General features: G+C 51.4%; 18 protein-coding genes and 4 pseudogenes. 13 read left to right on the top strand and 9 right to left on the bottom strand.

Going from position 1 to position 23,645, the window contains the following annotated elements; translation table 11 throughout:
- The 3 genes and pseudogenes from L3556_RS12460 to L3556_RS12470 all read left to right on the top strand — a co-directional run.
- On the top strand, positions 1-699 hold a 699-nt coding region (locus tag L3556_RS12460), incomplete at its 5' end, for an IS3 family transposase (protein WP_277867664.1).
- Positions 680-1,021 (top strand): transposase, encoded by a 342-nt coding sequence (locus L3556_RS12465; protein ID WP_277867665.1) that lies wholly within the window; start codon positions 680-682, stop codon positions 1,019-1,021. The genes L3556_RS12460 and L3556_RS12465, both read left to right, overlap by 20 nt.
- An 18-nt stretch (positions 1,022-1,039) precedes the next feature.
- Positions 1,040-1,726 (top strand): annotated as a pseudogene (locus L3556_RS12470) (IS982 family transposase); the annotation flags it as partial.
- A gap of 22 nt (positions 1,727-1,748) precedes the next feature.
- On the opposite strand, the gene queC reads toward L3556_RS12470, so the two are convergent.
- Positions 1,749-2,447 carry a 7-cyano-7-deazaguanine synthase QueC gene (queC, locus tag L3556_RS12475; protein ID WP_277867667.1) on the bottom strand — a complete coding sequence of 233 codons (699 nt, stop codon included), beginning with the start codon at positions 2,445-2,447 and terminating at the stop codon, positions 1,749-1,751.
- 188 nt (positions 2,448-2,635) lie between these two features.
- Between queC and L3556_RS12480 the strand changes: the two genes are divergently transcribed.
- The 3 genes from L3556_RS12480 (at position 2,636) to L3556_RS12490 (ending at position 6,482) form a co-directional block, all read left to right on the top strand.
- On the top strand, positions 2,636-3,742 hold the full coding sequence (locus L3556_RS12480; protein ID WP_277867668.1) for a Gfo/Idh/MocA family protein: 1,107 nt from the start codon (positions 2,636-2,638) through the stop codon (positions 3,740-3,742).
- 93 nt (positions 3,743-3,835) lie between these two features.
- The gene (locus tag L3556_RS12485) at positions 3,836-5,563 is read left to right on the top strand and encodes a succinate dehydrogenase/fumarate reductase flavoprotein subunit (RefSeq protein WP_277867669.1); all 1,728 of its coding nucleotides are present in this window, start codon (positions 3,836-3,838) and stop codon (positions 5,561-5,563) included.
- Between the two features lie 172 nt (positions 5,564-5,735).
- The gene (locus tag L3556_RS12490; RefSeq protein ID WP_277867670.1) at positions 5,736-6,482 is read left to right on the top strand and encodes a DUF1350 family protein; all 747 of its coding nucleotides are present in this window, start codon (positions 5,736-5,738) and stop codon (positions 6,480-6,482) included.
- A gap of 21 nt (positions 6,483-6,503) precedes the next feature.
- Here the strand turns inward: L3556_RS12490 and rsmA are convergent, their stop codons facing one another.
- The 5 genes from rsmA to L3556_RS12515 form a co-directional block, all read right to left on the bottom strand.
- Entirely contained in the window at positions 6,504-7,298 is a 795-nt protein-coding gene (gene rsmA / locus L3556_RS12495; RefSeq protein WP_277867848.1) for a 16S rRNA (adenine(1518)-N(6)/adenine(1519)-N(6))-dimethyltransferase RsmA, read from the bottom strand.
- A gap of 17 nt (positions 7,299-7,315) precedes the next feature.
- Positions 7,316-8,596 (bottom strand): phosphopyruvate hydratase, encoded by a 1,281-nt coding sequence (gene eno, locus L3556_RS12500; RefSeq protein ID WP_277867671.1) that lies wholly within the window; start codon positions 8,594-8,596, stop codon positions 7,316-7,318.
- 131 nt (positions 8,597-8,727) lie between these two features.
- Positions 8,728-9,042 (bottom strand): DUF6439 family protein, encoded by a 315-nt coding sequence (locus L3556_RS12505; RefSeq protein ID WP_277867672.1) that lies wholly within the window; start codon positions 9,040-9,042, stop codon positions 8,728-8,730.
- 59 nt (positions 9,043-9,101) lie between these two features.
- The gene (gene menB / locus L3556_RS12510) at positions 9,102-9,938 is read right to left on the bottom strand and encodes a 1,4-dihydroxy-2-naphthoyl-CoA synthase (RefSeq protein ID WP_277867673.1); all 837 of its coding nucleotides are present in this window, start codon (positions 9,936-9,938) and stop codon (positions 9,102-9,104) included.
- Complete coding sequence (locus L3556_RS12515; protein ID WP_277867674.1) at positions 9,935-11,521, bottom strand: hypothetical protein; 1,587 nt, start codon at positions 11,519-11,521, stop codon at positions 9,935-9,937. The genes menB and L3556_RS12515 overlap by 4 nt, the downstream gene beginning before the upstream one ends.
- Positions 11,522-11,866: 345 nt before the next feature.
- Here L3556_RS12515 and psaA point away from each other — a divergent pair.
- Together psaA and psaB are read left to right on the top strand one after the other, a co-directional pair.
- Positions 11,867-14,135, top strand: a pseudogene (gene psaA, locus L3556_RS12520) (photosystem I core protein PsaA).
- Positions 14,136-14,159: 24 nt separating this feature from the next.
- On the top strand, positions 14,160-16,385 hold the full coding sequence (gene psaB / locus L3556_RS12525) for a photosystem I core protein PsaB (RefSeq protein ID WP_277867675.1): 2,226 nt from the start codon (positions 14,160-14,162) through the stop codon (positions 16,383-16,385).
- 141 nt (positions 16,386-16,526) lie between these two features.
- On the opposite strand, the gene L3556_RS12530 is transcribed toward psaB, so the two are convergent.
- Together L3556_RS12530 and L3556_RS12535 are read right to left on the bottom strand one after the other, a co-directional pair.
- Positions 16,527-17,360 (bottom strand): IS630 family transposase, encoded by an 834-nt coding sequence (locus L3556_RS12530; RefSeq protein WP_277867676.1) that lies wholly within the window; start codon positions 17,358-17,360, stop codon positions 16,527-16,529.
- 59 nt (positions 17,361-17,419) lie between these two features.
- Positions 17,420-18,298 (bottom strand): annotated as a pseudogene (locus L3556_RS12535) (IS982 family transposase).
- 134 nt (positions 18,299-18,432) lie between these two features.
- Between L3556_RS12535 and L3556_RS12540 the strand changes: the two are divergent.
- Both L3556_RS12540 and tadA read left to right on the top strand, forming a co-directional pair.
- Positions 18,433-18,846, top strand: a pseudogene (locus tag L3556_RS12540) (transposase); the annotation flags it as partial.
- Positions 18,821-19,375 carry a tRNA adenosine(34) deaminase TadA gene (tadA, locus tag L3556_RS12545; protein WP_277867677.1) on the top strand — a complete coding sequence of 185 codons (555 nt, stop codon included), beginning with the start codon at positions 18,821-18,823 and terminating at the stop codon, positions 19,373-19,375. The pseudogene L3556_RS12540 and the gene tadA, both read left to right, overlap by 26 nt.
- Here tadA and folK read toward each other — a convergent pair.
- Positions 19,293-19,838, bottom strand: coding sequence for a 2-amino-4-hydroxy-6-hydroxymethyldihydropteridine diphosphokinase (folK, locus tag L3556_RS12550; protein ID WP_277867678.1), 546 nt, complete (start codon positions 19,836-19,838; stop codon positions 19,293-19,295). The genes tadA and folK overlap by 83 nt on opposite strands.
- A gap of 201 nt (positions 19,839-20,039) precedes the next feature.
- Here folK and btpA point away from each other — a divergent pair, with 201 nt between their 5' ends.
- The 3 genes from btpA (at position 20,040) to L3556_RS12565 (ending at position 23,640) form a co-directional block, all read left to right on the top strand.
- The gene (gene btpA, locus L3556_RS12555; RefSeq protein ID WP_277867679.1) at positions 20,040-20,969 is read left to right on the top strand and encodes a photosystem I biogenesis protein BtpA; all 930 of its coding nucleotides are present in this window, start codon (positions 20,040-20,042) and stop codon (positions 20,967-20,969) included.
- Between the two features lie 174 nt (positions 20,970-21,143).
- Positions 21,144-21,965: a photosystem II manganese-stabilizing polypeptide gene (gene psbO, locus L3556_RS12560; protein WP_277867680.1), complete on the top strand. Its 822-nt coding sequence runs from the start codon at positions 21,144-21,146 to the stop codon at positions 21,963-21,965.
- Positions 21,966-21,984: 19 nt separating this feature from the next.
- Positions 21,985-23,640 carry a dipeptide ABC transporter ATP-binding protein gene (locus L3556_RS12565; RefSeq protein ID WP_277867681.1) on the top strand — a complete coding sequence of 552 codons (1,656 nt, stop codon included), beginning with the start codon at positions 21,985-21,987 and terminating at the stop codon, positions 23,638-23,640.
- Positions 23,641-23,645: the final 5 nt, after the last annotated feature.

Below are 23,645 nucleotides of genomic sequence, written 5' to 3' on the forward strand. Positions count from 1 at the left end.
AAAAAAAGCCGCAGCCTTCTTTGCACGGGAAAGTTCAGACCCTATGAGCTAATCGATGCCCAGAAGGCACATTTTCCCATCAGCCTGATGTGCCAGGTCTTAAAGCAATCGAGAAGTGGCTATTATGCCTGGTGCAACCGACCATTATCACCCCGAGGTAAGGAGAATGAGACATTGAGCCAAATGATTCAACAGATTCAGCAAGAGAGCCGTCAAACCTATGGCTCACCGAGGATACAAGCAGCCTTAGCTGCTCAAGGCTTCCCGATCAGCCGTCAACGGGTGATCCGATTAATGGCAAACTTGGGGATCAATGCCCATCTGCGACGGAAATTTAAGGGAACAACGGATTCAAATCATCGGCTACCGATAGCAGAGAATACCTTAGATCGTTGCTTTAAGACAGATGCCTCAGACCAAGTGTGGGTGGCCGATATCACCTATATCTGGACAGCCGAAGGATGGGTCTATCTAGCGGTCATTCTCGACCTATTCTCTCGTAGGGTGGTGGGATGGTCTATTGCCGAGCATTTGCGCACCGAACTGGTTTTGACCGCGTTGTCTGCCGCCTTGGGACACCGGAAACCGTCAAGCGCTGGTTTATTATTTCACCCAGACCGGGGGGCACAATATGCCAGTCACGACTATCAACAGGCACTATCGCACCCAACGCATCAGTATGATTGCAGGTTGGTGTGATCGCCAAATACTAGCCCCGATGACCTTTGAGGGATATTGCAACAGTGACCTATTCGAGAACTGGGTAGAGCAGTTTTTAGTGCCTGAACTGAACGCAGGTCAACTCGTTGTCCTTGACAATGCGAGCTTTCATCAATCGCAGCGGACTCAAGAGTTAATTGAACAGGGTGCATCCAGCCTGTTATTTTTGCCGCCTTACTCCCCTGACTTGAACAAGATAGAGAAATTTTGGGCACGGTTAAAGCAGTATTTGGGTCAGACCCTGAATCGGTTTGATCTCTTGTGGGATGCCGTCGATGAAGCTTTCAGATATATGTCCTAACTATCACTTCATTTGCAATACTACACCAAGCACGTTTGTCGCTACTGGCACAAGGCATTCCCGAATTTGGTGAGCTATCCCCGCTTTATCAGTTGGTTGCCTTCGCTGTTATTGCCATTGTCTGCCTACCTGCGGTCTTGCTTTGGGCAATGCAGTGGGATTAGCTTCATGGACTCAACCAGCCTGAAGGTTTGCCACAATCACTGCATCAAGCAGCACAAAGTGTTTGATTTGTTCGCCGAGCGGGGCAAGACTTCGGTGGACTGGTTCTTCGGTTTCAAACTCCATTTAGTTGTGAATGACAAAGGGGAATTGCTCAACTTTACCCTGACTCCTGGCAACACCGATGATCGGACTCCTGTCCCCAAGCTGCTGCAACGGCTCTTCGGCAAGGTATTCGCCGACAAAGGCTACGTCTCGCAAACGTTGGCAAAACAACTCTTGCAGCAGACCGGGGTGCAGTTCATCACCAAGTTTCGGCGCAATATGAAGAATCGCTTCCTCAAGCTCAATGACCGTTTGCTGTTGCGAAAGCAAGCCATTATCGAGATCATTATCGACCAGTTAAAGAACATTTCCCAGGTCGAGCACTCCCGGCATCGCTCCCCGGTTAACTTCCTGGTCAACCTTGTTGGGGGATTAATTGCCTACTGCCACCAGCCGAAAAAGCCCTCGATTGCACTTGACTCAAACTTGCTCCCCTAGGCTTATCCGTAACTGACGTTAACTAAGCTAGGGCGTAGGGTAGGGGATCCTTGAGTCCCAACGCAGCAAAGGCAGCTAAACGCAATTGACAGGAATCACAAACCCCACAGGCCCGCACCGGATTTTCTCCTACCCCCTGGCTATAGCAGGACCAGGTTTTTTCCCAGGGAACCCCTAGCTCATTGCCCAGTTGAATAATATCCCCCTTGGAGCGATCGATCAGGGGGGTAATAATTTGAATGGGTCGCCCTTCCCGTCCCTGTTTTGTCCCCAGCTCATAGACCCGTTGCATTGCTTCAATGTAGTCGCCCCGGCAGTCAGGATAGCCAGAATAGTCCAGGGCATTCACGCCAATATGAACCTCCGTCGCGGCGATCGCCTCCGCGTAGCCTAGGGCAAAACTTAAGAAAATCGTATTGCGGGCAGGTACATAGGTGACGGGAATCCCTTGGCCCATGGTTTCCAAACTGCGGTGTTCCGGTAGAGCAATGGCTAAATCCGTTAGGGCTGAACCACCCCATGCCCCCAAGTCAAAGCGAACCACCTGATGCTCAACCACCGACCCTAACTGGGCGATCTCCTGGGCTGCCATTAATTCACGGCGATGACGCTGGCCATAATCAAAGGAAAGAGCATAACACGAATAACCCGCCGCAATGGCCCGAAATAATACCGTTGTTGAGTCTAGTCCACCGGAAAGAAGAATGACCGCTTTTTTCATAGCGAAATGCCCCCCTGATCTGGGAGGCTGAAAATTTCATTGTTCATAAAAAACTTCACAATACTCAATGCTGTGGTAACATCTCCTTGAACAATACTTCCGTGATGTTCGTCAAGGGAAGGATTGAAAACTAAAGCCATTGGCATCATCCGTTAGAGTCAGTATTGCGCGTTAGGGGAAACAGAGGAGTGACAAATCAGACGACTTCCCTGGGTTCAGGGGGACATCGGAGCCAACCGGAACCGCTTCGGATTGGTGTCATTGGTGTCGGCAACATGGGCCAGCACCATACTAGGGTACTGAGCCTACTCAAAGATGTCGAGTTAGTAGGTATTTCCGATCTTAACCTGGAACGGGGTATTGATACCGCCAGTAAATATCGAGTCAAATTCTTTGAAGACTACCACGATCTCCTTCCCCATGTGGATGCGGTATGTATTGCCGTTCCCACGCGCCAGCACCATGAGGTAGGGATTACCTGCCTGCGTCAAGGCATTCATGTGTTGGTAGAAAAACCTATTGCCGCCAGTATTGCCGAGGCAGAATCCTTAGTTAATACCGCCGCTGACTGCCAGTGTATTTTACAGGTGGGTCACATTGAGCGGTTTAATCCCGCCTTCCAAGAGCTAACCAAAGTTCTACGTACCGAAGAAATCTTGGCCCTAGAAGCCCACCGCATGAGTCCCTACTCCGGTCGTGCCAACGATGTGTCCGTGGTATTGGATTTGATGATCCATGACATTGATTTACTCTTAGAACTGACCAATTCCACCGTCGTTCGTTTAACCGCAGCGGGCAGTCGCGCCCCCCAGTCCAACTACCTGGATTACGTCACCGCAACCCTCGGATTTGCCAATGGGGTCATTGCCACCCTCACCGCCAGCAAGGTCACCCATCGGAAATTACGGCGGATTGCCGCCCACTGTAAAACATCCCTGACGGAGGCAGACTTTCTCAAAAATGAGATATTAATTCATCGGCAAATGAGTGCCAGTTGCATGGCGGATCACGGCCAGGTTCTCTATCGTCAGGATGGCTTAATTGAGAAGGTGTATACCAGTAATATTGAACCCCTTCATGCCGAACTAGAGCATTTTGTGAACTGTGTCCGGGGTGGAAAGCCGCCCTCTGTGGGGGGTGAGCAAGCTCTGAAAGCCCTGCGCCTAGCTAGTTTAATTGAGCAAATTGCCCTAGATGGCCATGCCTGGAATTCGGAGATCATCCAGGGTGTGGAGCATGGCCTCCTCTATCCGGATGCCCTTGGCGATCGCCCCAGCTATCCAACTACAGCCTAGAGGGGGGGAGGTAGCCATCTCTTTCCCTGTTCTTTCAGGAACTCCGCCGATAAGATAATGATCAACTAAGATTCGTGGGGTTTCTGGTTATCGATGATTGATCATGATGTTGTCATTGTTGGCGGTGGCTTGGCCGGATGTCGAGCCGCCCTAGAGATTTGTCGGCTGGCCCCTGATCTGACCATTGCCCTCATTGCCAAGACCCACCCCATTCGCTCCCATTCCGTTGCTGCCCAAGGGGGAATTGCCGCTACCTTAAAAAATGTCGATGATCAAGATTCCTGGGAGAGTCACGCCTTTGATACGGTCAAGGGATCGGATTTTTTAGCGGATCAGGATGCCGTGGCCATTTTGACCCAAGAGGCCCCGGATGTGGTGATCGATCTGGAGCATTTGGGGGTTTTATTTTCCCGTTTAGAGGATGGTCGCATTGCCCAGCGGCCCTTTGGCGGCCATAGTCACAATCGCACCTGCTATGCGGCGGACAAAACGGGCCATGCCATTCTCCATGAGTTGTATTGCAATTTATTGAAGTATGGGGTGAATTTCTACGAGGAGTGGTATGTTCTCCGCCTCATCCTCGAAGATCAGCAGGCCAAGGGAGTGGTGCTGTACCACATTGAAACCGGGGAAATTGCCGTGATCCGGGCCCGGGCTGTCATGTTTGCCACCGGCGGGTATGGTCGGGTGTTTAATACCACCTCCAATGATTTTGCTTCAACCGGGGATGGTTTAGCGATGACCGCCTTGGCGGGCCTACCCCTAGAAGATATGGAATTTGTCCAGTTTCACCCAACGGGACTGTATCCGGCCGGGGTCTTAATTTCCGAAGCGGTGCGGGGCGAAGGTGCCTACTTAGTCAATGCCGTCGGCAATCGCTTTATGGTCAACTATGCCCCCAGTCGGATGGAGCTTGCCCCTAGGGATATTGTGTCCCGGGCCATCACCACAGAAATTCGTCAGGGACGGGGGATTCACCTGGATGGCAGTGGCGGCGGCCCCTTTGTCCATTTAGACCTACGGCACATGGGTCGGGAAAAAATCATGAGTCGGGTTCCCTTTTGCTGGGAAGAAGCCCATCGCTTGGCCGGTGTAGATGCGGTGGTGGAACCCATTCCAGTGCGGCCCACCGGGCATTACTCCATGGGTGGGATTCCGGTGACCACATCGGGTCAGGTGCGATTGAACCAGGATCAGGTGGTGACGGGTTTTTTTGCAGCGGGTGAAACAGCCTGTGTGTCGGTGCATGGGGCAAACCGCCTAGGCAGCAATTCCCTGCTCGAATGTGTGGTCTATGGCCGCCGCACTGGTGCAGCGATCGCCCAGGATGTGCGTCAACGAAAATTTCCCCAGATTAATTACAGTCGCTACGTTCAGGAAGCCCAGGAACAGATCCAGCAGCTTTTGGATCAACCGGGAACGCTGCGGATTGCCGAACTCCGTAATCAAGTACAAGACTGTATGACCGATCACTGTGGCGTTTTTCGCACCGCAGAGCTATTGACCGAGGGGGTAAACCAGTTAGAGTCTCTACAACAACAGTATGGAAACATTCGCCTAGATGATCACAGCAAGGTCTGGAATAGTGAACTCATTGAAGCCCTAGAATTGCGGAGTCTGCTGGTGGTAGCAACGGTCATTCTCAGTAGTGCCCTGAATCGCCAGGAAAGCCGGGGGGCCCACTACCGTGAAGATTATCCCCAACGGGACGATCAGCGATTCCTACAACACACCTTTGCCAGCTACTCGCCCACGGGGATGGATATTCGCTATGTTCCGGTCACCATCAATCTTTTTGAACCGGAAGAGCGACGCTACTAGTACGCTACTAGGGGGTTTGGTGCTACCTTAAAATTACTTTATAGCTATGTTGCTTAGTTTAGGACGGGGTGCAGGGGTGGAACCCCTGACTGGGGGCGAGAGCCAACACACCCCCCTTATCCGAATTGTCCTAAGAAAATAGGAATCATTCTTTCACGATGGAGTAACCCCTTTGGACTGGCAAGAGGTGCGGGGAAACTGGCTACTCATTCCGCCGCGATCGCGGGGGATCATTCATTTTTTGGGTGGAGCATTTTTAGCTGCCGCTCCCCAAGTGTCCTATCGTCGTCTTTTGGAATTTTTAGCCGAGCATCGCTATGCCATTGTCGCCACCCCCTTTGTCAATACCTTTGATCACCTGGCGATCGCCCGGGATGTGTTGACTAAGTTTGAGTATGGCCTCGACTGGCTAGAGCAACGTTCCCGCTGCCGGCCCGGCCTACCGATCTATGGACTTGGCCATAGTATGGGGTGCAAACTACAACTCTTGATTGGCAGCACCTATGAGGTGGAGCGGGCGGGTAATATTTTTCTAGCATTTAATAATTATGCCGCCAACCAGTCCATTCCCTTTATGGAAAACGTGAATGTCTCCGGTATGGAGTTTATCCCCAGTCCCCGCGCCACGGAACGCCTCATTGAACAGGCCTACCCCATTCGCCGCAACCTCCTGATTCGCTTCCAAAACGATGATATTGATCAAACCGGACGGCTCAGTCGAATTCTCAAGGAGCGGTTTGATCACATGGTGACCACCTTGCAGTTACCGGGCAATCACCTCACCCCCCTTGGACAAACCCTCAGTTGGCAACCGGGGGCAGAGTTTTCCCCCCTAGATGCGGTGGGGCAATGGTTACGCCAGGGCCTATTTCCCGAATTAACCCAACTGGAACAGACCCTTATAAAGTGGTTGATTTGATGTACTCATTCGAGGTATTTCCTAGTTTGGCTCTAGGACATCACTCAGTTGAATCCATTGGTCTAAATTGAGATCTTCGCCCCGACATTTAATGGAAATCCCTAAGCTCTCTAGGCAATGACGAACCAGATCGGGGTTTAGGATCGGTTTGAGGGCGGTTGCTAACATTTTGCGACGGGTGGAAAATCCCTGTTTAATGAGGTGATCTAACCAACGGGGATCTTTGACAGTGGGCAGGGTGGCATGGGGCCGCAGGCGAATCACCGCAGATGCCACCTTCGGCACGGGATGGAAGGCGGTGGCGGGTACGGGGCAAATCAATTCACAGGTGGCTAAATATTGCACCCGCAGGGAAAGGGCACCAAAGGCGCGGCTGCTAGGTTGGGCGGTGAGGCGATCGGCTACTTCCCGCTGAACCAAGAGAATTAAACGTTCAAAGGGCGGACGGCGGGGGGCATCCATGGTACCCAGGAGCTTCATTAAAATCGGCCCGGTAATGTTGTAGGGAATATTTGCCACCACCTTATCGGGACAACCCCGCGGCAGGGTGTCTAAATCTAGCTCTAAAATATCCCCTTGAATCAGGTGCAGGTTGGGTTGGGTTAGGGTTTTTGTCAATGTGCCATAGGCACGAGGATCTAGCTCAACACTCACTACTTCCTGGGCTTGGGCTAAAAGAGGCTTGGTTAATACGCCAGTGCCGGGGCCAATTTCCAGAATGCGATCGCCCCCGCTCAGGTCGGCTGCCCCTAGAATCTCTCCTAAGACCCTAGGACTTCTCAGCCAATGCTGGCCAAGCTGTTTACGGGGACGAATCATTTAGGACAGGTCAATTAACGCGGGCCTAAGCCAACCATACCTGCATAAACCGCCTGATCCCCAAGTTCATCTTCAATGCGTAGCAGACGATTATATTTGGCCACCCGCTCACTACGGCAAAGGGATCCCGTTTTAATTTGCCCCGCCCGGGTCGCCACTGCCAGATCCGCAATGGTTGTGTCCTCCGTTTCCCCAGAACGGTGACTAATGACGCAACGATAGCTATGGCGAGTTGCTAGGGCAATGGTTTCCAGGGTTTCGGTGAGGGAACCAATTTGATTGAGCTTAATGAGAATGGCATTGGCAGATCCGTTCTCGATACCCTTTTGCAGGCGATCGCGATTGGTGACAAACAAATCATCCCCCACCAACTGCACCTTACTGCCTAGCTGAGCGGTCAGGGCCTGCCAACTCTCCCAGTCATCTTCGTAGAGGCCATCCTCAATGGAAACAATCGGGTAGCTGGCAACCAATTCCCCTAGGTAGGTGATGAAGTCTGCCGGACTCTGGGGTTTGCCATCATAAACATATTGACTATCTTTATAAAATTCATTGGCGGCCACATCTAGGGCAAGGGCCACCTGTTCCCCTGGTTTGTAACCTGCTAATTCAATGGATTTCATTAGAATATCTAGGGCCGCCTGATTCGAGGGTAAATTGGGGGCAAATCCACCTTCATCCCCCACCCCCGTCAGTAAGCCCTGATCCTTGAGAACCTGACTCAATGCCGCAAAAATTTCCGCACCCCAACGCAGGGCCTCTTGGAACGTACTGGCACCAACGGGCATGACCATAAACTCTTGAAAATCGATATTGTTGGCCGCGTGGGCACCACCATTAATCACATTCATCATCGGCACTGGCAAGACATTGGCTAAGGGGCCCCCCAAGTAACGATAGAGGGGCAAACCCAGGGCCTCAGCGCAGGCCTTTGCAGCGGCCAAGGACACGGCCAGGATTGCATTTGCCCCGAGAACAGATTTATTAGCGGAGCCATCCAATTCGATCATGATCTGATCCAGGGCAATCTGGTCATAGGAATTAAAATCTAAAAGCTGTTGGGCAATTAGGGTATTGATATTGTCCACAGCTTTTAAGACCCCCTTACCGCCGTAGCGACTGGGATCCCCATCCCGGAGTTCATGGGCTTCAAAACTGCCGGTGGAGGCCCCACTAGGAACTTGGGCTAACCCCACGATGCCGCAATCTAGTTCTACTTCTGCTTCCACGGTGGGACGACCGCGAGAGTCTAGAATTTCCCGGGCCCGAATGGCAGCGATCGCCGTATCCATCATTCACGTTTCCTATCTATTCTCAAGATGCAGCCCAATTCTACTGTGATTCGGGAGCCAGCAATAGTAGTCTAGCCATCAGTGAACCCAGGTTTTAGGTTTACTTAACCTTTGGGGAGTTTGAGGTGGTGGGTTTAATCTGGGGCCACCTCATGATGGCCGTGGCTGGGACAGGGGGGAGCCTTAATGGAGCGATCCAGCCAGCCCGTAGCCTGTTCTAACCGCAGCAGAGCTTCCTCCGGTTGATCCTTCAGAAGGTAAACTAGGGCGGCTGCCGTTTGTTCTAGGGCCCGGGCCCGCCGATTCCCCTTGAGACGGTGCCAATCCTGGGAATCAATGGTGAGGGCATTCATCAGGGCGATCGCCAGTTCTTCGGGAGTGGTGGATGATGAAGCAGGTAAGGATGATGGAGTAGGTACTGAAATGGGTATAGAAGGGGGGACAGTCATAGGGGTACTCGTAAATACTCTCTTGCTGATACGCTGAATTTTTTGAACCCCTAAACGCCCTAGGGCAGCCAGGGAAATTGCTGAAAATTGGGGGGACGCTTTTCCAGAAAGGCCTGTTTGCCCTCGGCACTTTCCTGGGTTAAATAATAAAGGAGTGTGGCATTTCCTGCTAATTCTTGTAGCCCCGCTTGACCGTCGCAGTCCGCATTAAAGGCAGATTTCAGACAACGAATGGCTAAGGGACTTTTTTGGAGAATCTCTTCGGCCCAGCGCACCCCCTCCGCCTCTAGGTTTTCTACTGGGACAACACAATTTACTAATCCCATGGATAAGGCTTCATTGGCAGGATACTGGCGACAGAGAAACCAAATTTCCCGCGCTTTTTTCTGCCCCACAATTCGAGCCAGGTAACTCGCCCCAAACCCACCATCAAAACTACCCACCTGGGGCCCCGTCTGGCCAAAGATGGCATTTTCGGCGGCAATGGTGAGATCACAGACTAGGTGCAATACATGGCCGCCACCAATGGCATAGCCCGCCACTAGGGCAATCACCACCTTGGGAATTGTGCGAATTAAACGTTGCAGGTCTAACACATTCAAACGGGGAACCCCGGCCCCATCCACATAGCCGCCGACCCCACGCACGGTCTGATCTCCGCCAGAGCAAAAGGCATACTTACCATCGGTGTGGGGGCCGGCCCCCGTGAATAGGATCACGCCAATTTTCGGATCATCCCGGGCATCCAAAAACGCCTGGCATAGTTCCATCACCGTTTCGGGACGAAAGGCATTCCGTTTATGGGGCCGATTAATGGTAATTTTGGCGATTCCCCCAGCCTTGTGATAAAGAATATCTTGATAATCCTGCTGGGGGTTCCAGACAATGGCGGTCATAGCCCCTCTCTCGTTGGTTCAGGAGATTCGGGTTCTGGCGTTGACCCAGGGATTTGCTCCGACGAATTCTGACCCGATTGATTCTTAAAGTAACGACTGGGAATTCCTGTATTTAGAAGGGGCCCATCCGTCTCTGGTTCAGGAGTATGGGATGTCCCTGACTCATCCGACTTGGGCGTTGCCTCAGACCCAAACGTTTTAGAACTAGAGGCTTTAGGCCCATGTGTTGATGTTCTCTCCATGCCTAGGGGCACTTCTGGGGACTGATCCCCAGGCTTTAGAGCTTTGGGGGACGGCGTAGGTTTGGGAAAAGCCGTAATTTCAGGGGTTTGCTCAATCTCTACTGAGTCAGGGGGAGTAGGGGATCCGTCCTTCTGGAAAAAGCGTAAAAAATTCCGTCCTCTGGTGTTTTTTCCAGAAGATTCTGCCCCAGGTTTAAGGGGTGCAGGGGCGATCTCGGTTTCCATCGAAGGAATAGGAGGGGAAGATTCAGCCCCAAGAGCGCCATTTGTTTCTATGTCTTGTTCTACTTTTGGTTCTGCTAGCTTTGCTGGCGTTGGCTCTGTTGGGATGGGTGCAGGGGTTGGCTCGGCAGGAATTGCCGGTGCTTCTTTAACTGGAGGCAACTGGGCCGGAAAATTTCGACTTAAAAGACTCTGGACATTTTTTGCGGTTAACTCCCCTCGAAATAGCCGCGATCGGGTGTCATTTCCCTCTGGCTGATAATCTACGACCTGGGTCACCGTATTAAAGGCATTATCAATGGGTCGGCCCTGGCCATCCAGAAGCTCTAGGCGTACCCAGTTGGTCCCTGGCTTCATGCCAGTTAAATAAATCGACTGCCAACGATCCAGGTTAAAGCTTTGACCATTGACCGTCACCCGAATCTGCCAGGCTCGATTACCCTCCATGGACTGGGGATCAATTATTGTCTGTAGGGGAGCATTGGTTAAATAAAAGTCTAAAAGTACCGACTCACTCCCATAGGCCCCCTGGGGTTGGTTATAGGTGATCAGGGGTAGGCTTGCTATCGGATTATTTTCATCGCTGGGCGTTAAAACATTAAACGTCACCTGGTCGAAGGCTCCCGCATTCTTGAAGCTTTCATCCCAGGGATACAGAGCAAAGGCTCGCAGGGTATGGGTTCCAGGGGCTAGATGTTCAAAATGAATCGGCTCCCTTAGATCGTAAATGTCTTGGGAGGCTTGATTATCCAAAATTAAATGGAGGTGGGGCCCCAGCCCTGTTTTTTTATCCTGGAAAATCTCTAGGTTATCTACGGACAGTTCCACATCTAGGGCCGTTTCCCCTAGGGTTTGGTTGGGGCGAGGGCTAAGGATATTTACTTGGGGTTGGTAGCGATCCAGCCAGGCCTTCAAGTCATCTAGGGCGATCGGAGGAGACACCTCTTGCAAATTTGCCCCTAAGGGCGTTGCCCTCTGGACACCCGTTAAATTATTACCTGCGGGGCGATCGCTCCGGTCTTGTGACCCTTGACTGCTACAGGCAACTAATCCCCACAGCAAAATAATACCAAGAGCAAGGGATACAACTTTTTGAAATAAACGATTCCAGATCTTCATTGCCCCCTCGTGTGCCAACTTTTACCAATTTACAATTGTCTTGGCGGGGCGGATGACTATAAAGTTTTGTTAAATATCTGATCATGGCTGTAATAACCTATCTCAGGAAAGGCGGGATTCCATTCCCATAAACCCGTCAACAATTCAAGCATCTTAAATAATGTTAATTATCGGCAAAGCCTGAGGAAGCCTTCTATAATGCTGAATTGAGCATTGCTCGCCCTGAGGGGACTTAATTGTTCCTAGCCTGTTATAAGCATTGAGGATCCTTTACTCTTTGCAACATAATCATCAGGGTAGAGAATGTACTCGTTCCTTCCTTGCCTAAGAGAGAGGAGAGACTCGATGACCATCAGTCCACCGGAGCGAGAGCAAAAAGTCAGAGTTGTGGTCGATAATGACCCGGTTCCTACCTCTTTTGAGAAATGGGCCAAGCCGGGACACTTTGATCGAACTCTAGCGAGAGGTCCCCAAACCACAACTTGGATTTGGAATCTCCACGCTCTTGCCCATGATTTCGATACACATACAAGCGACCTCGAAGATATTTCCCGTAAAATCTTCAGTGCCCACTTCGGCCACCTGGCCGTCGTGTTCATCTGGCTCAGCGGGATGTACTTCCATGGTGCGAAATTTTCTAACTATGAAGCTTGGCTAGCGAACCCAACTGGGATCAAGCCAAGTGCTCAGGTTGTCTGGCCCATCGTTGGTCAAGGCATTCTCAACGGTGATGTCGGTGGTGGTTTCCACGGCATCCAAATTACCTCTGGTCTGTTCCAACTGTGGCGGGCCTCTGGAATCACCAACGAGTTTCAGCTATACTGCACCGCCATCGGTGGTTTGGTTATGGCTGGCTTAATGCTTTTTGCAGGTTGGTTCCGACTACCACAAGCGTGCCCCCAAGCTGGAATGGTTCCAAAACGTAGAATCCATGCTGAACCACCATCTGGCTGGTTTGCTGGGTCTAGGTTCCTTGGGTTGGGCAGGGCATCAAATCCATGTTTCCCTCCCAATCAATAAACTTCTAGATGCGGGTGTCGCAGCTAAAGATATTCCCTTGCCCCATGAGTTCATTCTGAATCCAAGCCTCATGGCTGAACTCTATCCAAAGGTTGATTGGGGTGTCTTTAGCGGTGTTATTCCCTTCTTTACCTTCAATTGGGGTGCTTACTCTGATTTCCTCACCTTTAAGGGTGGACTGAACCCGGTAACTGGTGGTCTATGGCTATCTGATACGGCTCATCACCATGTGGCGATCGCCGTGTTGTTTATCATTGCCGGTCACATGTACCGCACCAACTGGGGAATCGGTCACAGCATCAAGGAAATCCTAGAAGCCCACAAAGGGCCCTTCACCGGCACAGGTCATAAAGGCTTGTACGAAGTGTTAACCACCTCTTGGCATGCCCAATTGGCGATTAACCTGGCGATGGTGGGTTCTTTGAGCATCATTGTGGCGCAGCATATGTACGCCATGCCCCCCTATCCCTACTTGGCAACAGACTATCCGACCCAGTTGTCACTGTTTACCCACCACATGTGGCTCGGCGGTTTCTTCATTGTCGGTGGTGCTGCCCACGGGGCTATCTTCTTCGTGCGCGACTATGATCCAGTCGTCAATCAAAACAACGTTCTGGATCGGGTATTGCGTCATCGGGATGCCATTATTTCCCATCTCAACTGGGTCTGTATTTTCCTTGGCTTCCATAGCTTTGGTCTATATGTTCACAACGATACGATGCGGGCCTTTGGTCGTCCCCAGGATATGTTCTCGGATACGGGCATTCAATTGCAGCCCGTGTTTGCCCAATGGATTCAGCATCTGCACACCCTAGCCCCCGGTGGAACGGCCCCCCATGCGGCCGCTACCGCTAGTGTTGCCTTTGGTGGTGATGTTGTTGCCGTGGGTGGCAAGGTCGCCATGATGCCGATCGCCCTAGGCACGGCAGACTTCATGGTGCATCACATCCATGCCTTCACGATCCATGTGACGGTCTTAATTCTGCTCAAGGGCGTGCTCTTTGCCCGCAGTTCTCGCTTGATTCCTGACAAAGCCAATCTCGGTTTCCGGTTCCCCTGCGATGGGCCCGGTCGGGGTGGTACCTGTCAAGTATCCGGTTGGGATCACGTCTTCCTGGGCTTGTTCTGGATGTATAACAGCATCTCGGTGGTTATTTTCCACTTCAGTTGGAAGATGCAATCGGATGTTTGGGGTGCAGTGTCTCCCGATGGCACCGTATCCCACATTACGGGCGGTAATTTTGCCCAAAGTGCCATCACCATTAATGGTTGGCTGCGTGACTTTCTATGGGCGCAGGCTTCTCAGGTGATTGGTTCCTATGGTTCAGCCCTATCTGCTTACGGTTTACTCTTCCTCGGTGCCCACTTTGTCTGGGCCTTTAGCCTCATGTTCCTCTTTAGTGGACGGGGTTACTGGCAAGAGTTAATCGAGTCGATTGTTTGGGCCCACAACAAGCTAAAAGTAGCTCCGGCTATTCAGCCCCGCGCTCTGAGTATTATTCAGGGTCGGGCCGTGGGTGTGGCTCACTACCTCCTGGGAGGAATCGCTACTACTTGGGCGTTCTTCCTGGCTCGAATTATTTCTGTAGGATAGGGGCGAGGAGGACTTTACCTAACTATGGCAACTAAATTTCCTAAGTTCAGCCAAGACCTCGCACAGGATCCGACCACACGGCGGATTTGGTACGCCATTGCGACTGCACACGACTTTGAAAGCCATGATGGCATGACCGAAGAGAATCTTTACCAAAAGATTTTTGCTTCTCACTTTGGTCATCTGGCAATCATTTTCCTGTGGGTTTCTGGCAGCCTTTTCCACGTAGCCTGGCAAGGCAACTTTGAGCAATGGATTCAAGATCCGCTCAATGTTCGTCCCATCGCCCATGCGATTTGGGATCCCCAATTTGGTAAGGCAGCGGTCGATGCCTTTACCCAGGCGGGTGCTTCTAACCCCGTCGATATTGCCTATTCCGGTGTTTATCACTGGTGGTACACCACAGGTATGCGTACCAATGGTGATCTCTACCAAGGCGCAATCTTCCTGTTAGTGTTGGCCTCCCTCGCTCTCTTTGCGGGCTGGCTCCACTTGCAACCTAAATTCCGTCCCAGTCTGTCCTGGTTCAAGAATGCCGAATCTCGCCTTAACCACCACTTAGCGGGTTTGTTTGGCGTGAGTTCCTTAGCTTGGGCCGGACACTTGATCCACGTTGCCATTCCCGAATCTCGGGGACAGCATGTGGGTTGGGACAACTTCCTGAGTACGATGCCTCACCCAGCGGGTCTTTTACCCTTCTTTACGGGTAATTGGGGTGTCTATGCTCAAAATCCTGATACCGCTAGTCATCTTTTTGGTACGTCTCAAGGTTCGGGAACTGCGATTCTCACCTTCTTGGGTGGGTTTCATCCCCAAACTGAGTCCCTGTGGCTGACGGATATGGCTCACCACCACTTGGCGATCGCCGTGATCTTCATTGTTGCAGGTCACATGTATCGCACCCAGTTTGGCTTGGGCCATAGCATCAAAGAAATGATGGATGCCAAGGACTTCTTTGGTAGCAAGGTGGAAGGGCCCTTCAATATGCCCCACCAAGGGATCTATGAAACCTATAACAACTCACTGCACTTCCAATTGGGATGGCACCTGGCTTGTTTAGGGGTGATTACCTCTCTAGTGGCCCAGCATATGTATTCCCTGCCGCCCTACGCCTTTATTGCCCAAGATCACACCACAATGGCGGCCCTGTATACCCACCACCAGTACATTGCTGGATTTATTATGGTGGGGGCCTTTGCCCACGGTGCCATTTTCTTGGTGCGGGACTACGATCCTGTGCAAAATAAAGGCAACGTCTTGGATCGGGTGCTGCAACACAAAGAGGCGATTATCTCCCACTTAAGCTGGGTGTCCCTCTTCTTGGGTTTCCACACCTTAGGTCTGTACGTTCACAATGACGTGGTGGTTGCCTTTGGTACCCCCGAAAAACAAATCTTGATTGAGCCGGTCTTTGCCCAGTTCATTCAGGCAGCCCACGGTAAGCTGCTCTACGGTTTTGATACATTGTTGTCAAATCCCGATAGTATTGCTGCCACCGCTTGGCCCAACTACGGTAATGTTTGGCTCTCTGGTTGGTTAGATGCCATCAACAGTGGCAAGAACTCCTTGTTCCTCACCATTGGCCCTGGCGACTTCCTAGTTCACCATGCCATTGCCTTGGGTCTGCACACCACTACCTTGATTTTGGTCAAAGGTGCCCTGGATGCCCGTGGTTCCAAGCTCATGCCCGACAAAAAAGATTTCGGCTATGCCTTCCCCTGTGATGGCCCCGGCCGTGGCGGTACCTGCGACATCTCTGCATGGGATTCCTTCTACCTCGCCATGTTCTGGATGCTGAATACCATTGGTTGGGTTACGTTCTACTGGCACTGGAAGCATCTAGGTGTTTGGGAAGGAAATGTGGCTCAGTTCAATGAGTCGTCTACCTACTTGATGGGTTGGTTCCGAGATTACCTCTGGCTCAATTCGTCCCAGTTAATTAATGGGTATAACCCCTTTGGAACCAATAACCTGTCGGTTTGGGCCTGGATGTTCCTCTTTGGACACCTGGTTTGGGCAACGGGCTTCATGTTCCTGATTAGCTGGCGTGGGTATTGGCAAGAGTTGATTGAAACCCTTGTCTGGGCCCATGAGCGCACTCCGTTGGCTAACTTGGTGCGTTGGAAAGATAAGCCCGTGGCACTTTCTATCGTTCAAGCTCGTTTGGTTGGCTTAGCTCACTTCAGTGTGGGGTATGTCTTGACTTACGCAGCCTTCTTGATTGCTTCAACGTCGTCGAAGTTTGGTTAACTAAGCTAGTTGATTAGACGTTAAGTTACATCCCCTGCCAGTATTGGTGGGGGATTTTTTGTGCTATAGAAAAATTCGATTCTGTTATTGCAAATGAAGTGATAGTTAGGACATATGCCTGAAAGCTTCATCGACGGCATCCTACAAGAGATCAAACCGATTCAGGGTCTGACCCAAATACTGCTTTAACCGTGCCCAAAATTTCTCTATCTTGTTCAAGTCAGGGGAGTAAGGCGGCAAAAATAACAGGCTGGATGCACCCTGTTCAATTAACTCTTGAGTCCGCTGCGATTGATGAAAGCTCGCATTGTCAAGGACAACGAGTTGACCTGCGTTCAGTTCAGGCACTAAAAACTGCTCTACCCAGTTCTCGAATAGGTCACTGTTGCAATATCCCTCAAAGGTCATCGGGGCTAGTATTTGGCGATCACACCAACCTGCAATCATACTGATGCGTTGGGTGCGATGTCCTAGCCTCAGAGCATGAAAGCGTTCAGACTGATGGCAATACCCGTAAGGATAGTCTATGGTATTGTCCACTCCAGCTTCATCGAGATAAACAATCTCGGCTGGGTCATAATGAGCCAGTTGCGTCAAGAAGGCTTGGCGGCGATCTTCATTGCGCTCGCGGTAGCCGTAAGTTTTTTTACGGGTGAATTGAATGCGTTTCAAGGCTTTACCGATGGTACGATTACTGATCGCTTCCGGCCAACGCTCGGCCATTTGCTGTTGGGTGAGATGACCGTGTTCTTGGGCAAAGGTGCCAAAGGCATCTAAGTCATTAACTTTGGGGGCAGGACCTCGACGATAGTGGGTGTTTGGGGCGACACTACCGGTCTGCTGACGACGCTTGAGCCACAAATCAAGGGTGTTGCGACTGATATTGAACAGGCGACAGACCTGTGTTTTTTTCTCTCCTTGGTCGATGGCACGCAAGGCTTTGTGACGGAGGTCGAGGCTATAGGGTAAAGGCATAGGGGTGAGAAGACATCTGGGGTTCGATTTTATTTTGTCCTAATCAACGTGAGTTCGGTTTAAGCAACTGTGAGCAAATGGTGATCAATGGCAATGGAGGGCTTCTTCGGTTGGTGAGTATAGGCAATTAGCCCACAGACAATGTTCACTAAGCAATTGATCGGGGAACGGTGACGAGAGTGTTCAATTTGAGAAATGTTCTTCAACTGATCAATTACTGTCTCGATAATGGCCCGTTTTCTCAGCATCAAGCGATCGCTCAATCCCAACAAACGATTCTTCATGTTGCGTCGTAGCTTCGTGATCAGTTGTATCCCCGTTGCCTCCATCAACTATTTTGCCAATTTCTGGGAGATATAGCCCTTGTCTGCAAACACCTTGCCAAAGAGGTGTTTCAGCAGTTGAGGGACAGGTGTACGGTCATCTGTGTTACCTGGTGTGAAGGTGAAGTTGAGCAACCCTCCTTTGTCGTTGATCACCAGATGCAGCTTGAAGCCAAAGAACCAATCCACAGAAGTTTTACCGCATGCCGCCAAGTTTTTAAACACTTTGTGCTGAGGGATGCGACGGTTGTGACAAACTTTGAGACTGGTGGCATCAAGAAAACTGATGCCTGTACAGTGGCCGAAGCAAGAACGGAGATAGGCACACAAGGGCAGCAGGGTGCTGGGTATTCACTCAACAAAACGCCCGTAGCTAACCAAGCCTGGAAAGGCAGAGCACCAGTGAGCGTGTACCTTCTCGGTGTAGTAAGCTTTGAAATTGCGATAGGAAGACTGGTGGAAGCCGATGAGAATCGTCATAATTTCGCTCAGACACAAACTGCGCCTTCGACTACGATGAGCGAGTCCATTGCCTAGCAACTGTTGCTGCCACATCGGTTCAAACTGTTGGCAGAAATCATCGACGTAGCAAAATAACTCTTCTAGACTAAGCATAGGGCAAGCAGAGGGATGAGAATTGAGCACTTTCAGCCTATCTGTTCTGCCCCTCTCTTATCCCGAACTCACGTTAATTAGCGAGATTAAACGGAAATCGTTACCCGCCATTGCCAATGAAATTAACATTGCAAGTGCTCAAGGGTCGGTCGTTGATCCTACTCATTGATGAAACAGGAGATTGCAAAAAAGGGAAAGCTACTGATGATGTCAAGCGTCAATACATCGACAATGTGGGTAAGAAGGAAAACGAAATTGTTGCACTGACAGCTTATGATCTAGTCAACGGAATGATTCTACCCTTAACGTTTGAAGTCTACCAACTGAGCGAATGACTCAAGGATCAAGGGGGGCATCAAAGCAAACCACATATCACCGCATAGATGATTCGTCAATTGAAAGAGATAAAATTTCAATTTGAACTGGTTCTAGCCGATAGTCTATATGGCGAAAGCCAGGTCAACTTCGTCAACGTTCTAGATGAATTAAAATTGCCTGACATTCTGGCGATTCGGAGCAACCATGCCCTGTGGTTCCCCCAAGTCCAAAATGCATCGTGCCACTGATCATATCCATTGGATGGAGCAGGCGATCGCCCTGGCAACCCAAGCCGGTCAAGCCGATGAGGTTCCCGTGGGAGCCATTATCGTTGATGCCCAGAATACCATCATTGCCACAGGAGAAAACCGTCGTCAACGGGATCGGGATCCCACGGCCCATGCCGAAATAGTCGCCCTCAGAAAAGCGGGCCAGGTTTTGGGAACTTGGTATCTCACGGATTGTCGCCTCTACGTCACCCTAGAGCCCTGTCCCATGTGTGCCGGGGCCATTCTCCAGGGACGGATCCACACCTTAATCTACGGGGCCCCAGACCCGAAAGCCGGAGCGATCCAAACCGTGTTAGCAATTCCTACCAGTCCAGCAGCGTTCCATCGCCTCAACGTAATTTCTGGTATTTTAGAAACTCGCTGTCGAGAGCAACTGAAAACCTGGTTCAAAGAGCATCGACAGCGGCGGCAACCCTACCAGCCCGATTCACCCCCCGACAATCCACCTGATGGACTAATTGGGCAATAGACTGATTTAGAACCGGATGCCACCCCTCCGGGAAAATATCCGCAAGGGGGACTAGGACAAAGGCCCGTTCATGGAGGCGGGGATGGGGCAATTCTAGGTGGGGTGTTTCCATCACCCGATCGCCGTAGAGCAATAGATCTAGGTCAAGGGTACGTGGCCCCCAATGGAGCGATCGCTGTCGCCCAAACTGAGTTTCAATGTGACGGAGTGCCGCTAATAGGTCTTCCGGGCCAAGGGTAACAGATACTAAAACACAACCATTCCAATAGTCTGGCTGGGGCGGGCCAACGGCCTGGGTGGGATACCAAGGGGAGCAGCGTAGCACTTGTATCCCTGGGGTTTGCCCTAAGCAGCGAAGCGCCGCCCCTAAAATCTCTAGGGAGTGACCCTGATTACTGCCGAGGGAGATCGCCGCCAAAATAGAGGGAGATTCCCGCTGGGCCATAAACTGACGGTTGAGCATCACCACATTTGGTCAAGTTTGATCAAGTTTGAGTAAGTTTTAGAGAGCGGATATACTGGGGGAGGGTTAGGAGTCCTTTCTGTTCCCAAACAGTTCAAGCTTCGATTCAGAACACCTAATACCCTAATATCATTAAATGTCATCTAAAATAATGTCATTCAAAATATCATCCGACCTCTTAAACCCATTCATTAATACGTTGTGGATTTAACGCAATTATTTCATACCCCCTGCCCTGTCATTGGCGTAGTGCATCTGCTTCCCCTGCCCACATCTCCCCGTTGGGGCGGGAGTCTCAAGGCCGTCATTGATCGAGCAGAACAGGAAGCCACGGCCTTAGCGTCTGGTGGGGCCCAGGGAATTATTATTGAAAATTTTTTTGATGCCCCCTTCACCAAAGATCGGGTAGATGCGGCGGTGGTCAGTGCCATGACCCTGGTGATTCAACGGATTAAACATCTGGTCACCCTACCCATTGGCATCAATGTATTACGGAATGATGCCCGCAGTGGCCTAGCGATCGCCGCCTGTACGGGAGCCGAATTTATCCGAGTCAATGTGTTAACGGGGGTGATGGCCACGGATCAGGGCTTGATTGAAGGAGATGCCTACGGCCTACTGCGCTATCGCCGCGAATTGGGTCAAGACATTAAAATTTTTGCCGATGTCCTCGTTAAACACGCCCGTCCCCTCGGATCCCCCAATTTGACCACTGCGGTACGAGACACCCTGGAGCGAGGATTGGCCGATGCCGTCATTTTGTCAGGATGGGCCACGGGGCATCCCCCCAGCCAAGAAGACCTGGAGTTGGCCAAACAGGCCGCCAAGGGCAACCCCGTATTGATTGGCAGTGGAGCCAGTTGGGACAATATTGCAGATCTGGTTCCCTATGCCGATGGGGTGATTGTCGCCAGTTCCCTGAAGCGTCAAGGCCAGGTTGAATACGCCATTGATCCAATTCGGGTTGCCCGGTTCGTCGAAGCCCTGCACCAAGCCCAAAAGGATATGGCCCAGAGCCAAGAAAAAGAGGTGCATTCACGGCAGCATGGCGGTGACGGCCTGTCCAAACAGAATGGTTCCCATCCATCCTTGAGTTATAGATCGCCCACGTTGGACCCATCCCTGAAATAAAGATTCATTAAAAAGTCAACCGGATTTGGGAATAAATTTTTGAGGCGATCGCAAACCTCCGTATAATCATGGATTGAGAGGAGAGACAATTCTCTGCCCCTTCTGGACTCTTCCGGTGGGTACGATTTACCACCTTTGACTGCTTAAGAGATGCTTTGACTTCTGAGGTTAACCATGAAATATCGTGTTTTAATAGCGGCTGTACTGGCAGTCTGCCTGGGAATATTTTCCTGGACATCGCCTGCCCTCGCGGCCCAAACGGCTTTAACCTATGATGACATCGTGGGGACTGGCCTAGCGAATACCTGCCCAACCCTGGACGAGACGGCCCGTGGCCCCTTGCCACTTGATTCTAGCCAATCCTATGTAATGACGGCGTTATGCCTACAGCCCACCAGTTATCTGGTTAAGGAAGAACCCAAAAATAAGCGACAAAAGGCAGAATTTGTTCCCACGAAACTCGTCACCCGTGAGACCACCAGCCTGGATCAAATTCAAGGACAACTAAAAATTAATAGTGACGGCAGTCTCACCTTTATTGAAGAAGATGGGATTGACTTCCAGCCGATTACGGTGCAAATGCCGGGTGGGGAACGGATTCCTTTTCTATTCTCTGTTAAAAACTTGGTAGCAACCACGGGCCCCAATATCACGAGTGTAACCACCTCCACGGATTTTGAGGGGGAGTATAGCGTTCCCTCCTACCGCACCTCCAACTTCTTGGATCCAAAGGGCCGGGGCTTGACCTCTGGCTATAGCAGTGCGGTGGCCTTGCCCCAAGCCAATGAAAATGAACTGGCCCAGGCTAATGTGAAGCGATTTTCCTTAAGCAAGGGAAATATTTCCATGAAAATTGCTAAGGTAGATGGCCGCACCGGTGAAATTGCTGGCACCTTTGAAAGTGAACAACTCTCCGACGATGACATGGGGGCCCATGAAGCCCACGAAGTCAAAATCCAAGGGGTCTTTTACTCCCGCATTGAACCCGCTGTCTAACAACGGATAGGAGCTAAACATGACGGCGACTCTGCTAGATATTCAGGATCTCAGGGTCGCTTACCCGATTCAACACGGTCTGGCCATCAATTGGGTGGTCGATCGTGTTTCTCTGTCCCTAGGGGCCGGCGATCGCCTCGGTTTAGTCGGGGAATCAGGCTGTGGTAAGTCCACCCTAGGTCGGGCCATTCTCCGGCTATTACCCCCCGGTAGTCAGGTGGAGGGGGAGATTCGGGTGGATCAAACCTCCGTCTTGGATTTGCCGCCCCCCGCATTGCAAAAATTTCGCGGTGAAACCATTGGCCTCGTCTTCCAAGACCCAATGACCCGCCTGAATCCCCTAATGACGGTTAAGCAGCATTGCTTAGATGTCCTGAATGCCCACTGGCCAAAAACGCCGCGATCGCAAAAAGAGAGCAAAATTCGCGAGACCCTGGCAGCCGTCAAAATCCCCCAGGAACGATGTCAGCAATATCCCCATGAATTTAGCGGTGGGATGCGTCAGCGGGTGGCGATCGCCCTGGCCCTGTTATTAGACCCGCGCCTAATCATTGCCGATGAACCGACGACCAGTTTAGATGTCACCATTGCCGCCCAGATTCTGACGGAGTTAACCCGCCTTTGCCAAGAGCGACAAATGGGCCTGTTGCTAATTTCCCATGACCTCGCCCTCATTGGCACCTACTGCGATCGCCTGGGGGTGATGTACCAGGGCAAAATTGTGGAAACGGGCCCGGCCCAAACCATCCTCGATCAGCCGCAACATCCCTACACCCAAAGCCTCCTTGGGGCCGCCCTCCATGTTGATGAGCAATCCCAACCCACCCACCCCCAAAGTCAAACAACGGATCTGAGACCCATCCTCAAACTAGAGCAACTTCAGCGACACTATACCCTTGATACCAACCCGATTCAGCAATGGTTAGGGGGACAACCCCAAGTCATTCGCGCCGTGGATGGGATTGATCTCACCCTGCGATCGGGGGAAACCCTCGGTCTGGTCGGGGAATCCGGTTGTGGTAAAAGTACGCTCTCCCGCTTAATTTTGCAATTAGTTCGCCCCACCGCCGGTCGGGTTGAATTTCTGGGCCAGGATCTCCGTCAATTGGCCCCTGGCCCGCTACGGGAACAACGTCGCCATCTGCAAATGGTGTTTCAGGATCCCCATGCCTGTCTCAATCCACGGATGACCGTGGGCCAAAATCTCCGGGAACCCCTACTCATTCATCGCCTGGCCACTCCCCAGGAGGCGGAGCAACGGGTTCTATCCATGTTGGAGCGGGTGGAGTTGGTTCCCGCCCCAGATTATGCGGCCCGCTATCCCAGGGCCCTATCCGGGGGACAACGGCAACGGGTGGCCATTGCCCGCGCCCTCATTACCCATCCCCAATTAGTGGTGTGTGATGAACCCGTGAGTATGCTAGATGCCCATATTCAAACCCAGATTTTGCAACTCATGCAGGACTTAAAAACCGAATTTGAGCTAACCTACCTGTTTATTACCCATGACTTAGCGGTGGCACGCTTCTTTTGCGATCGCATTGCGGTGATGTATGCCGGCAAGATTGTCGAAATGGGCCCCACCGAAGAAATTTATCGCCAACCCCAGCACAACTATACCCGCACTCTATTGGCAGCGGCTCCCTTACTACAGCGGCAGCAGCCCCGTCTTTGATAGTG

The organism is Candidatus Synechococcus calcipolaris G9 (assembly GCF_029582805.1).
Taxonomy (GTDB): Bacteria; Cyanobacteriota; Cyanobacteriia; order Thermosynechococcales; family Thermosynechococcaceae; genus Synechococcus_F; species Synechococcus_F calcipolaris.